Annotated in this window: 11 protein-coding genes; 10 read left to right on the top strand and 1 reads right to left on the bottom strand. The window is 46.3% G+C overall.

Going from position 1 to position 13,150, the window contains the following annotated elements:
• The first annotated feature begins 69 nt into the window (after window positions 1-69).
• From AC3EBE_RS12400 to AC3EBE_RS12390, 3 genes are all read left to right on the top strand, one after another.
• Entirely contained in the window at window positions 70-1,248 is a 1,179-nt protein-coding gene (locus AC3EBE_RS12400; RefSeq protein WP_488595345.1) for a CamS family sex pheromone protein, read from the top strand.
• 129 nt (window positions 1,249-1,377) lie between these two features.
• Complete coding sequence (locus AC3EBE_RS12395) at window positions 1,378-1,662, top strand: hypothetical protein (RefSeq protein WP_488595344.1); 285 nt, start codon at window positions 1,378-1,380, stop codon at window positions 1,660-1,662.
• On the top strand, window positions 1,641-1,853 hold the full coding sequence (locus AC3EBE_RS12390) for a hypothetical protein (protein ID WP_488595343.1): 213 nt from the start codon (window positions 1,641-1,643) through the stop codon (window positions 1,851-1,853). The genes AC3EBE_RS12395 and AC3EBE_RS12390 overlap by 22 nt, the downstream gene beginning before the upstream one ends.
• Before the next feature lie 92 nt (window positions 1,854-1,945).
• Here AC3EBE_RS12390 and ftsZ read toward each other — a convergent pair whose 3' ends face one another.
• Complete coding sequence (ftsZ, locus tag AC3EBE_RS12385) at window positions 1,946-3,196, bottom strand: cell division protein FtsZ (RefSeq protein ID WP_488595342.1); 1,251 nt, start codon at window positions 3,194-3,196, stop codon at window positions 1,946-1,948.
• 655 nt (window positions 3,197-3,851) lie between these two features.
• Between ftsZ and AC3EBE_RS12380 the strand changes: the two genes are divergently transcribed.
• The 7 genes from AC3EBE_RS12380 to xylF all read left to right on the top strand — a co-directional run bounded on the left by AC3EBE_RS12380 (window position 3,852) and on the right by xylF (window position 12,946).
• Window positions 3,852-4,955 carry a sugar ABC transporter substrate-binding protein gene (locus AC3EBE_RS12380; protein WP_488595341.1) on the top strand — a complete coding sequence of 368 codons (1,104 nt, stop codon included), beginning with the start codon at window positions 3,852-3,854 and terminating at the stop codon, window positions 4,953-4,955.
• A gap of 79 nt (window positions 4,956-5,034) precedes the next feature.
• A complete protein-coding gene (locus tag AC3EBE_RS12375; RefSeq protein ID WP_488595340.1) occupies window positions 5,035-6,555 on the top strand; it encodes an ATP-binding cassette domain-containing protein in 1,521 nt (506 codons plus the stop codon).
• Window positions 6,556-6,567: 12 nt separating this feature from the next.
• Entirely contained in the window at window positions 6,568-7,743 is a 1,176-nt protein-coding gene (locus tag AC3EBE_RS12370) for a sugar ABC transporter permease (RefSeq protein ID WP_488595339.1), read from the top strand.
• Between the two features lie 131 nt (window positions 7,744-7,874).
• Window positions 7,875-8,852 (top strand): substrate-binding domain-containing protein, encoded by a 978-nt coding sequence (locus AC3EBE_RS12365; RefSeq protein WP_488595338.1) that lies wholly within the window; start codon window positions 7,875-7,877, stop codon window positions 8,850-8,852.
• Window positions 8,849-10,318, top strand: a complete 1,470-nt coding sequence (locus AC3EBE_RS12360) for a sensor histidine kinase (protein ID WP_488595337.1) — start codon at window positions 8,849-8,851, stop codon at window positions 10,316-10,318. Before AC3EBE_RS12365 ends, AC3EBE_RS12360 begins: the two co-directional genes overlap by 4 nt.
• Entirely contained in the window at window positions 10,293-11,834 is a 1,542-nt protein-coding gene (locus tag AC3EBE_RS12355) for a response regulator (protein WP_488595375.1), read from the top strand. Before AC3EBE_RS12360 ends, AC3EBE_RS12355 begins: the two co-directional genes overlap by 26 nt.
• 32 nt (window positions 11,835-11,866) lie before the next feature.
• Window positions 11,867-12,946, top strand: a complete 1,080-nt coding sequence (gene xylF, locus AC3EBE_RS12350; protein ID WP_488595336.1) for a D-xylose ABC transporter substrate-binding protein — start codon at window positions 11,867-11,869, stop codon at window positions 12,944-12,946.
• Window positions 12,947-13,150 lie beyond the last annotated feature (204 nt).

Raw genomic sequence — 13,150 nt, 5'->3', positions numbered from 1 at the left:
CCAGACTAGATAAACAGAACTATTTGTTACAAATCCATGCGAAAAAAGCAAAACAGAGAGGTGTAAACCATGAGGAAGCTCTCAATGGTCGCTCTATCTGTTGTCCTTTTGCTGACGGCCTGTGCTCCTAATTTTCAAAAGCAGGAAGAGGTTGTCCAGAAGAAGGATGATGACACAAAAGAAAAAGCGATTATCCCGAAATACAAGATTTCGGACAAATATTACCGGACAATCATGCCGTTTGAGCCAGGGGAAGCCCGCGGCATGGTCGTCAGTAACCTGAATACGCGCTATGACATCACCGAGTTCGAAACCGGCCTGATGCGGATTGCGCAAAATTCCTTCCCTACAGACAAGTATGTTTTCAAGGAAGGGCAGTATCTTGACAGCAAAACGGTTAGCTTATGGCTGAACCGCCAGTTCACGGATGCACAGCTGAAGAAAGAGGGCTTGAAGAAAAGCCAAAATATCGGTTTGAACCCTCTTGATTCGGGAGCAGGCGATGTCCATGAACGGAATAAAAAGAATCCGATCTATCTGGCGCATATTCTTGAGCACAATTACCTCGTCCAGGTTGGCGGGGAAAAGGGTACGTATCAGCTTGGCGGTGTGGCAATCGGGCTCGCAATGAATTCCGTCCACTACTATACGAAGGAAAAGTATGGTGCCGTCTATGAAAAGAATATTCCTCGCGACGTCCTTGAAAGGGAAGGCAAGAAAATGGCCCAGGAGGTCGTCAGCAGGCTGAGAGGAATAAAGGAACTCAACAACGTCCCGATTACCATCGGTTTGTTTGAGCAGGAGAGCCGTTCTTCTGTCGTTCCGGGGAGCTTTTTCACTTATGCAGAGGTTTCCCAGGGCAGCAATAGCATCGGCAGCTGGAAGGATGTCGACGAAGAATACATCCTGTTCCCATCTGACACAGCTAAGACGGAGCACAGGGATGATCTGACTTTCTTCGAAAACTTCAAGCAGGATGTCGAAACGTATTTCCCTAACTTCAACGGCGTCATCGGAAAAGGTTTTTACCTTGATGGCCAGCTGCAGGAGCTGAATATCAACATCCCAATCCAGTTCTATGGAAAAGCAGAAGCGATTGGGTTCACCCAGTATGTGACAGGACTTGTGATGGAGCACTTCCCGAACTATGTCTCCGTGCAGGTCAACATCTCATCCGTCATGGGGCCGGAAGCACTCATCGTCAAGAAACCTGATCAGGATGAACCGTTCGTTCATATCTACCAGTAAAAAGCAAAGGGCTTAGGCTCTTTGCTTTTTTTTTCGCAGAAGACATTGTATCTGATAAAGAATTGTATCTAACTCACAGGGTGTATCGTCTAAATATGAAATGGTATTTTTCTGAGGGGTGGGCTTGTATTGAGGTTTCGATTTTGGAGAGGAATGATTCTGCTGTTATTTTTGGCTGGCTGTTCACAGCCGTCAGCCATTACGATTACAGAAGAAAATCATCTGGTGATTGTAAAGTATCTGCGTCAGGAAGTGATGGAACCCAATTTCGGAGGGGAAAACATCAGTGCTTTTGAAGTCCTGGGATCAACCGTGAAAAAGGTGAATTATACATATGGGCATACATTCAGGAGTACTACAAAAAAGGTGGAGGCATTGAAGAAGGAAGCGGGATGTCTGTGCCGATGGTTTTGAAGCTGGTCCAGAGCGGAAAGCCCTTCAATGTACGAAGCCATACAATGCCGAGGGACGGCAGTTTTTACGCAGATGATATTAAAGACTTATTTCCAAAGCTGGCTGAGAAAAAAGCACTGAATTATCCTTCCGGAGATATTAACAAGCTGATAAAGGAAGCAGAGGACGAGGCAAAGGAGAAAATGAACTGAAGCATGGAAAGCAAAGGGGTCTTTGCCTTCTAAGTATAGTAAATTACACCTGGCACAAAAGAAAGCACCCCAGTTGGATGCTTTCTTTTGGTTTATCTCCTTCTGCTCCGTTTACGAAGGAAGGCTGGAACATCTTGGTCTTCTTGTATTTGTGTTTGTGGCTGCCGATCACGCTGTAAAGGCTCTTCATATCTTCTTTGTTCAGGATATTCAACGTACTCCTCGTATTCTTCTTCTATAGGTTCCGCATAGTTTACAGGGGTCTCGTAATGAGAAGGTTCATTGTAAGCACCATACCCATGCTGTGCCGCCTGTACTTGCCGTTTAGGCTGGCGTGTTCCTATTCCCTCTGTAAAAGAGCGTTGGGAAGTGTTTTGTGCTGGTTCATCATCATGGTTGAAGCCAGTAGCAATCACTGTGATCATGATATTTTTATCAAGCTGCTCGTTAATGACAGATCCAAAAATCATATTTAATTCCTGGCCGGTTGCTTCTGCTACTATATCTGCAGCCTCTTGAACTTCATACAGGCTTAAATTTTTGCCGCCAGTAATATTCAATAATACACCCTTGGCTCCATCGATGGAGGTCTCAAGCAATGGGCTGGAGATGGCTTTCTTCGCAGCTGCGACGGCACGCCCTTCACCTGAGGCTACACCAATCCCCATTAATGCAGTTCCCGGAAACGACATGATTGTTTTTACATCAGCAAAATCAAGGTTAATTAAACCAGGAACGGCAATTAAATCAGAAATACCCTGGACACCCTGCCTGAGGACATTGTCCGCTTCACGGAAGGCCTCGAGCATTGGCGTTCTTTTGTCGACTACCTCTAATAATCGTTCGTTTGGTATGATGATTAACGTGTTAACCGCTTTTTTCATCTCTTTTATTCCAGCTGCCGCATTTTGGGCACGCTTGTTTCCTTCAAATTTAAATGGACGTGTCACCACACCAATTGTCAGAGCACCAACATCACGCGCGATTTGAGCGATCGCAGGTGCAGCCCCGGTTCCAGTGCCGCCGCCCATTCCAGCTGTCACAAAAACCATATCAGCTCCTTTTAATACTTCCTGGAGCTCTTGCCTGCTTTCTTCTGCTGCCTTTCTGCCAATTTCGGGGTTGGCGCCTGCGCCCAGCCCTCTTGTCAGCGTATTGCCAATCTGCATCCTGATTTCCGCTTTTGACATATTAAGAGCCTGGGCATCTGTATTAACAGCAATAAACTCTACACCCTGTACGCCATCCTCAATCATCCGATTAACGGCATTATTTCCGCCGCCGCCCACTCCAATTACTTTTACAGTAGCAAATTTATCTATATATGGTTCGAAATCTAACATTCTCAGTCCTCCCAATTGAATTCTAGTTGTCCCTAAACAATTATTCTCGTTATCCTCTATCAATATAAGATTCGTTCAGGTGAGTATTTTCCTGAAGGTTGTTAAGGAATTGTAACTTCATAGTAATAAAAGAGATAAGCTGTGGGCTCTTTGGTGACGCCCGTTAATTTTTTAAAAAAGGAACATTGTCTACTAAATTAAGTGAGACTAGTGAACGACCCATTCCAAACAACTCAAAAAAATTAAAGTCTATTGAATTATGTCTTCTTATGTAGTTCCTGTCCGAAAGGCGGTCTCATTTGGACAGAAATAAGGGGAATGAACCAAAAACTGTCCGAAAGGCGGTCTCATTCGGACAGAAATAAGGGGAATGAGCCAAAAACTGTCCGAAAGGCGGTCTCATTCAGACAGGATTAAAAGGTAATGCCCGAAAATATAATTTAGTACATAAATTTGTGGACGGACCTGATTCACCTTTATCATTTTTCCAAGAAGATGACAACAGATCACGCCTGAAATCCCCCAGCAGCCTGTCCACCGCAAAAAAGTACAGATGATGTTAAAAGAGTGCTAGTGATAGCGCTTTCAGAGGCTTTTTCCATAGATATAATGGACTTGTAAGCAAATAAATACAAGTTCTGAAAGGGGAATGGGAATGAAGAAAGCTTGGAAAATGATTTCTCTTATGCTGGCTGTGCTGATGTTCACAGTGCTGGCTGCTGGATGTAACAATGGCGGAGGCGAGGTCAACGTTGGTATCGTGCTTCCGACGAAGGATGAGCCGCGCTGGGTACAGGATGAGCAGCGTTTCAAGGACGCATTAGCTGACACAAAATACTCCACTGAAATTCTTTTCAGCCAGGGATCTTCTGCTAAAGAAAAGGAAAACGTGGAGACATTGATCAACAAAGGGATCAAGGTCCTGATTATCAGTCCACAGGATGGCGATGCCGCCGCTGCTGCGGTTGAAGCTGCTAAAAAGGAAGATATTACGGTTATCGCTTATGACCGTCTGATCACAAATACAGATGCGGTAGATTACTATGTTACATTCGACAGCCTGGCTGTAGGTGCTGCGCAGGCTCAATATTTGATTGACAATGTGAAGGGCTCTGGAGTGCCGCTGTATCTATATGCTGGTGCTGCTTCTGATAATAACGCATTCTTGTTCTTCGAGGGTGCATGGAAGGTGCTTCAGCCAAAGATTGCTGATGGTACATTCAAAATCGCTAACTCAAGCGAAGCTGAGTCTCTGAAGGACACTGCTGAATTGACTCGTGACCAGCTAAGCAAGATTCTTGGCCAGGTTACAACAAACTGGGATCCAAACGAAGCGAAAAATAAAGCACAGACACATCTGACTGCCGTAGGCTCCGATATGAAGGGTAATGTGGCAATCCTTGCTCCAAACGATGGAACTGCACGGTCAATCGCTGACGTTTTCGCAACAGATGGCGATGTATCCAGCTTTGTCGTAACAGGCCAGGATGCTGAAAAAGCATCAATTCAGTACATCATCGACGGCAAGCAATCCATGACAGTATTCAAGGATGTTCGTACCCTTGTAAAGGATGCAATCGATATGGCCGTTACAGTACTTGATGGCAAATCGCCTGAAACAACAGGTACGTATGACAATGGCAAGGTCGATGTAAAAGCAAAACAAACAGATGTAATCGTAGTCGATAAGGAAAACGTGAAAAAAGAACTGATTGATTCTGAGTACTATAAAGCGGATGATTTCACAGGCTTAGAATAAAATGTGAGCGGCATAGCAGCAGGTCAATCTGCAGCTATGCCGCAAATGCAACAGTTGTTTGGTTAAGGGAGGGATCAGGATGAGCGGATATATTTTGGAGATGAACCAGATATCCAAGGAGTTCACAGGAGTCAAAGCGCTCTCCGATGTAAATTTTAAAGTGAAAAAAGGTGAGATTCACTGTCTGATAGGGGAGAACGGGGCCGGGAAGTCGACCCTCATGAAGGTGCTCAGCGGCGTGTATCCCTATGGCACATACGAGGGGGACATCGTTTTTGAAGGAGCAGTTCAGCAGTTTAATAGAATCAGTGACAGCGTAAATGCCGGCATCGCGATTATTTACCAGGAGTTAGCCTTGTTCCCTGATCTCACGGTTTATGAAAATATTTTCGCAGGCAATGAAGTGAAGCGCGGCTCGATCGTCGACTGGAACCAGACGATCGTGAAGGCGAAGGAGATGCTGAAAAAGGTGAAGCTGGATGTGAATCCGGAAACGCTGGTGAAGGATCTCAGCGTTGGGAAGCAGCAGCTCGTCGAAATCGCCAAGGCGCTAAGCAAGAACGTAAAACTGCTCATTCTTGACGAACCAACTGCTGCTCTCAATGAGGATGACAGTGAAAACCTGCTCGAGCTATTGGGTGATCTGAAAAAGCAGGGTATCACAAGCATTATGATCTCGCACAAGCTGAAGGAAGTCATTTCGATCGCCGACCAGGCGACAGTTCTCCGGGATGGCCGGACAATCTGCACGCTGGATGGATCGAAAGGGGAAGTTTCCGAAGGCGTCATCATCAAAAATATGGTTGGGCGCGAAATCGCTGATATTTATCCGAAGAGACCAGAAAAAACCTTTGGTGAAACCATCCTTGAATTGAAGAAGTGGTCGGCATATGATGTCCAGCTGGGCCGGCAGGTTGTAAAGGACGTCAATCTCCATGTGAAAAAAGGCGAAATCATTGGGATAGCCGGATTGATGGGGTCAGGCAGGACGGAGCTTGCACTGAGCATTTTTGGAAACCCTCGCTCCTACAAGCTGCAAGGAGAGCTTCTTCTGAACGGGACATCAAGGAAGCTGAAGCATACGCGAGACGCCATCAAAGCCGGAATTGCCTATGTTACAGAAGATCGCAAGGGTGATGGATTATTTTTGCTCCAGGATATTAAAAGCAATGTATCCGCCGCGCATCTGCAGGGTGTGTCAACAAATGGCGTCATTAACGATAACGAAGAAATAAAGGTTGCGACTGACTACAAAAAATCTTTGAATATTAAATCATCCTCACTCGAGCAATTGGTTGGGAATTTAAGCGGCGGCAACCAGCAAAAGGTGTCCCTCGGCAAGTGGCTCTTTGTTGGTCCGAAGCTTTTGATCCTGGATGAACCGACACGCGGTATTGATGTCGGGGCCAAATTTGAAATTTACTCAATCATGAACAAGCTGATCAGCGAAGGCATGAGCATTATCATGATTTCCTCTGAGCTTGGCGAGGTCCTCGGGATGAGCGACCGGGTGTACGTCATGGCGGAAGGGCAAATCAAGGGTGAGTTGTCCATCAATGAGGCAAATCAAGAAAATATCATGCAGCTTGCTACGCAATAGGAGGTTATCCCTTTGAACTTTTTCACAGAACTGAAGTCGCTGGTCAAGGTAAATATCCGCGACTACGGCATGTATATCGCATTGTTTGTCATCATGCTCACATTCTCAATTATGACGGAAGGACTGTTCATGTCCTCCCGCAATATCAGCAACCTGCTCGATTCCGCTGGCTACATCGCTGTTCTTGCAGTCGGGATGACACTGGTCATCGTCATCCGCCATATCGACCTGTCTGTTGGCTTTTTGGCAGGCTTCCTTGGAGCAATTGCTGCAATTCTTCTTACCCAGATGGGCGTGCCCGTGTACTTAACTATTCCGATCATCCTGGTGCTTGGGATCATTATCGGGATGTTCAATGGTCTGCTTATCGCCCAAATCGGCATTCCTTCCTTTGTAGCGACGCTGGCAGGAATGCTCATTTTCCGCGGCGCTTTGCTGCAGGTGACGGAAAAATCAGGAACAATCATCGTCAAGGACGATCACTTCAATGCAATCGGAAATGGCTTTATCCCTTCCATCGTTGAAGTGAATGGACTTCATCTGCTTTCATTGATCGTAGGAATCATCGGTATTTTAATCTATATTTACAGTGAAATCACTACCAGGAAAAATAAGCGGAAGTACCAGTTCGAAGTTGTTTCCAATGGTATTTTCACTCTCAAACTAGTATTTGTTTCAGCGATCATTGCCTATATTACCTGGATTCTCGCAGGCTATAACGGCTTCTCCTGGACAGTAGTCATCATGCTGCTTGTTGTGCTTGTCTATCACTTCCTGACGACAAAAACAGTATTAGGCAGACATATTTACGCAGTCGGAAGCAATCCGGAGGCAGCTCATCTCAGCGGAATCAACGTCAAGAAGATCACTTATATCGTTTTTGGTTCGATGGGGATGCTTGCTGCGCTGTCAGGGATTTTATTTACTTCCCGCCTTCAATCGGCAACGACAACGGCTGGAACATTATTCGAGCTTGACGCGATTGCGGCAGCTTATGTCGGCGGCGTTTCATCTGCCGGCGGTGTCGGTAAAGTAACAGGCGCGATCATCGGTGCTATCGTAATGGCTTCATTATCAAACGGGATGAACCTGCTTGGAGTCGGCATCTCCTATCAGTACATCATCCGCGGCGGCGTGCTGGCTGCAGCTGTTATTTTTGACGTCATGACCAGACGGAAAAAGGCCTGACCCATACCTTAAATAGAAGAGGCTGTGTGAGACGAATTCACATGGCCTTTACTCTATTAAAAACCAATTGAACATTCTCCGTCAGATGGTATGATGAAACTAATTTACTAGTAGAAAAGGAGACTCTTCTTTTGCGAAAAATAGGCATATCCCTGCTAACTGCATTAACAATTATTCTTTGTTATTTTACACTTGTTTCGGCGGGAAAAGTGTTTCGCTCAGATGTGGAGGTTCCCGAGAAGGCTGTCTCACAGGAAACTCCATACCGTCTGGTGCTGATTACGCAGGAGCTTGATACCCCTTTTTGGGATAAGGTGGGGGCCGGTGCAAAAAAGCAAGCGAAGGACGAGGGAGCGAGCCTTGAGGTATGGGGCAGCTATGGGAAGAACCAGGAGGATTTCCTGAAAAAAGTCGAGATTGCCATCCATTCAAAGGTGGATGGAATCATCGTGCAGGGGTTGGATGCGGAACAGTTCAAGAATTTGACCAAGGTGAAAGCCGCGTTCTATGGTATCCCGATCATTACAGTTGCTAATGATGTGCCTATGACCGAAAGCCTGAGAAGGACATATGTTGGATCCGACCAGTACATGGCCGGAAGGATGATTGCTACTCAGATGATTAAAGATATGGATAAAACTGGAAAAATTATCCTGATGTCGGACAGCCGCCATGAATATTATCAGCAGCAGCGGCTGACTGGGATGCAGGATGTTTTCAAGGATTATCCAGGCATCCAGACGATTAATGCGGAAACAACCGAAGCGAGGGAGCAGGTCATCGCCACGACACGGGATATGCTGAACAAGATGCCGGATGCCGACGGTTTTATCGCCGTAAACGCCAATATTACCGGGTCGATGATCCAGGAAATCAGCAGGCGATCCCGGGTCGAACCTTTCCATATCTACACGTTTGACGATGCACCGGATTCCCTTTCACTGCTGTTGCGTGGGAAAGTGGATGGAGTGATCGAACAATCACCTGAGGAAATGGGCAAGGCAAGTGTCAGTCTGATCATGAAATGGCTGAGGAATGAGACTGTTCCTCTCGATAAAAATGGCTACCTTACAGATATACGGATGCTGAAAGCGATGGACGGAAAATGAACAGGATACAGAAGAAAATATGGATGCTCGCCATGGTCGTTCTGTTTTTCATGTCGGCAATTTGGATAGCGCTTACATACTACAACCATAAAACCCAAAGCCAATATAATAATATTTTGCAAAGATACCTGAGCTTTAACGAGGTATCTATTGCAAGCCAGCAGCTGGTCACAGATTTGAATAATTATCTGCTGCTTCCTTCGCCTGCGAATTTAGAAAATATCAGCACCAGCAAGGAAAAAATCTCAAAGGCGAAATACGAGGTCTATAAGCTGAAAAATGCGGAAAATGATTTTGCGTTAACGAATTATATAAATCTGATTGATAGTTTGATGGAAACGGCGGACAGGGCGATGCTGTTCCAGTCGGAGAAGGAAACCGAGGATTCGGCGAATGAGTTTTCTGAAGCAACGAGGATATCGATGTACATTTCCGAGACGTCGCTTACCCTGCTTGATAAGGAATTGAAGACATACGAGCTCATGTACCGCGGCATCATTGCGCAATCAAAGGCATTGAATGAGCTGGGTGTCTGGCTGCTGCTGCTGATTACGAGCTTGAGCCTGCTATTAACCTATTGGATTTCCCGAAGTATTACGAGACCGGTAGAAAAGCTGACAGAGGCGGCAAATGAGTTGTCAAAGGGCCGATTCGATTTGCAGATCAAAGTCGATTCCAACGATGAAATAGCTTTCCTGGCAAAAACCTTCGACCATATGCGGGTCAATATTAATAACCTGATTTCAGAGATACAAGAGAAGGCACAGCTTGAGCATGAGCTTCAGCAAAATAAGCTCCTGCTCCAGGAGAGCCAGCTGATCAGCCTGCAAAGCCAGATCAACCCACATTTTCTGTTCAACACACTGAATACACTATCTAAGAAGGCTTATCTTGAAGGGTCCGAAGAAACGAGCGATATGATTGTGAATGTTGCCGGATTATTGCGCTACAGCCTCAAGCGGCTTGACAGGTCGGTTTCCTTGCATGAGGAAGTTGCGGTGTTAAAGCAATACATTGATATCCAGAAGGCGAGGTTCACGGAAAGGCTGAAGCTTCATATGGAGGTTGATGATTCCTGCCTTGGGGTTCAGATTCCCGGGCTGACTTTACAGCCGATCATTGAAAATGCGGTCATCCATGCGGTCGAGCCGGAAGAAGATGGCGGTGTTATATGGTTCCGGATTTTGGATAAGGAAGACAGGGTCCGGATTGAGATTGAGGATGACGGACCGGGCATGCCTGAGGAAAAAATAAATCAAATACTTGAGGGGCAGCAGATCACCCAGTCCGGCGGGCACTCAACCGGTATCGGACTAACGAACGTTGTAAAGCGGCTGCGTTTATTTTACCAGAATGAAGATGTTTTCGAGATTCATAGCGAAATGGGACAGGGAACAAAGGTAGTCTTAAATATACCGAAAACGGGGAGGGCCATTGTTGATGTTAAAACTCCTGATCGTGGATGACGAACAAATTGAACGGGAAGGCATGCAAGCGATTCTGTTGAGAGCCTATCCTGGCCTGATCATTGAACAAGCGAAGAACGGGAAGATCGCTGTAGAAATGGCGGAGAATTTCGGGCCTGACTTGATTATGATGGATATCATGATGCCGGGTATGAACGGCCTGGAGGCAATTGAGCAGATCAGGGCCTCTCGACCAGAGGTGAAGTTCGTGATGGTGACAGCCTATGATATGTTCGACTATGCCCGTACCGCATTGAAGCTCGGTGTGAAGGATTATTTGTTGAAGCCAAGTAAACCAAGTGAAATCGTCGATACCGTCGGGAAGCTGCTGAAGGAAATTGAAGCAGAGAAGCATGATGTTGCAGTGAATAAGCTGCAGCAGGAGGCGCTGGAAAAAGCTATGCGCGTTGTTGAAACCGACGTAGTGACACAGCTGCTGTACGACCATGTACATGAGGTCCATATCGATCTGCTTATGGAAATGCTCGATACAAAAACCTCTAGTGAAAGCTTTGTTATCGTTCTCCTGCTTCCCGCTGGCTCCGTACACCTCTATCAGACAATTAAGGAGAAGGTGCGGAGAAATGGCAGAGGGTGGGTAGGGGCTTTATCAGGCTGTCAGCTGCCGATCATTGTATTTCGTGAACAAGACAATTCGTTCCGGGCCCAGGCTGTTTCTATGGCAAGGGACATTCTCACAGCGGTAAAATCAGAATCTGGTTCACGCTTGTTCGCAGGGATAGGGAATCCGTATGGTTCGTTGGATCAGATCAGACAATCCTACCAGGAGGCATTGAACGCCACAATGGATACATCAATCCCAGTTAAGTATCGGTTTTACGCTGATATGCTTGTACTGGGAGCAGTCAGTGACGGGCAATTGGGCAGGCAAAGAGAGAAGCAGTTATTCGATCAGGTAAGGCTCGGGCAATGGGACTTAGTGACAGACACTATTTTTGAAGTCATCCAGAGCTATGCAAGCATCAGCACGAATTTATTGCAGACACAGCAGCGGATTCTCGAGCTATTGTGGATGGCCGCCCGGGTGATGAGTGAACTGGGAATTGAAATCGACACACCTACTTATTCATTCCAGGCCCAGGATTACCGCCAGCTCCGAAATGAAACAAGCCATTTGCTTGGAGAGATGAGAAAGATTCATGAGGAGTCCTATGAACGGCTTGAGGCGGATAAAATCCAGAAGATCAAACAATACATTGTCGAGCACTCCCATGAGGATATTTCACTTGATGCCCTGGCCAATAGGGTGGGATTAAGCCCGATTTACATCAGTAAAATGTTCAAGGAAAAGCTCGGCGTCAACTATATCGATTTTTTGACAGAATGCCGGATTGAAAAAGCGAAGACTTTGCTTGCGGATTCCGAAAAAAGCCTGAAGGAAATCACCTTCGAAATCGGGTACCATGAACCGAATTATTTTAGCAAGGTATTCAAAAAAATGTGCGGTATATCGCCGACGGAATATAGGAAAACGCTTTTAAGCAAACAGTGCTGACACAAGTGGAGATGTGAATGGGGAGAGGAATCATGAAAAGAATCCTGATAAAAGCTGCAGCACTCATAATGCTCCTGTCTCTTATGGCCGTACTGTCTGCCTGCGAAGCGGAAAAGGAACCTGCTGCTGTTCCTCCGAAGCCATCGCCAGCTGGCTCAAAATCTGTTGTGGAAGAAAAGATAAAAGTCGGTTTTACAATGGATACTCTTGTAGAGGAACGCTGGCTGAGAGACCGGGAACTGTTCAGGGATGCGGTGCGGGCGCAGGGGGCAGATGTGGAGATTCTAGCTGCTAATGGAGATGACGTGCTGCAGATTGCCCAGGCTGAGTCGTTGATCAGTCAGGGAGTGGATGTGCTTGTAGTTGTACCGCATAATGCGGAAGCCACCGCGACCATCGTCAGAAAGGCGCATATGGCAGGCATCAAGGTCATGGCCTATGACCGGCTTGTGAAAAATGCGGATATTGATATGTACGTGTCTTTTGATAATGAACAGGTTGGCGAGCTGCAGGCCGAAGCAATCACCCTGAGAGTGCCTAAGGGCAGATATGTATATATAGGAGGAGCCATCACGGATAACAACGCCCATCTATTCAAAAAAGGTGTCTTTAACGTGCTTCAGCCATACATCGACCGGGGAGATATCACCGTCGTTTTCGATCAGTGGACGAAGGACTGGACTCCGGCGAATGCCAAGGAAAATATGGTGGCAGCACTGAAGGCGAACAATAATCAGATCGATGCGGTCATCTGTGCAAATGACGCAACTGCCGGCGGCGTAATCGAGGCGCTCGCCGAGCAGGGACTGGCAGGCAAAATCCCGGTCTCCGGCCAGGACGCAGAGCTGGCGGGAGCCCAGCGAATTGTCGAGGGCACTCAAACAATGACAGTCTACAAGCCGCTCCAGGCACTGACACAAAAAGCAGCCGAAATCGCCGTGCAGATGGCGAAAGGCGAGACTGTCGCAATCAACAGGAAAGTCAACAATGGAAAAATAGAAGTCCCATCCGTTTTGCTGCCGCCGATTGCAGTGGACAAGTTGAATATGGATGAGACGATTATTGCCGATGGTTTTCATTCTCGGGAAGAAGTGTATCGGAACGAAAATTGATAGTTTTAAAGACAATTAAGAGTATTTGCTGAGTGGCGTGTCCATTTTGAACTGTAAATTCCCCATTTGTATCCTATCTTTCAGTGGCGCAGGAGCAGATTTGCTGTGTCATTCAGGATATCGACGAATTGAGACAACATATCGGCGAAATTTTTATTATATCGACGAAAAAAAAGAGATATCGACGAAAATCGGTTACATATC

This window comes from Mesobacillus sp., from assembly GCF_057785455.1.
Note: the sequence above shows the minus strand (reverse complement) of the source record. Positions and strands in the feature narration are given on the sequence as shown.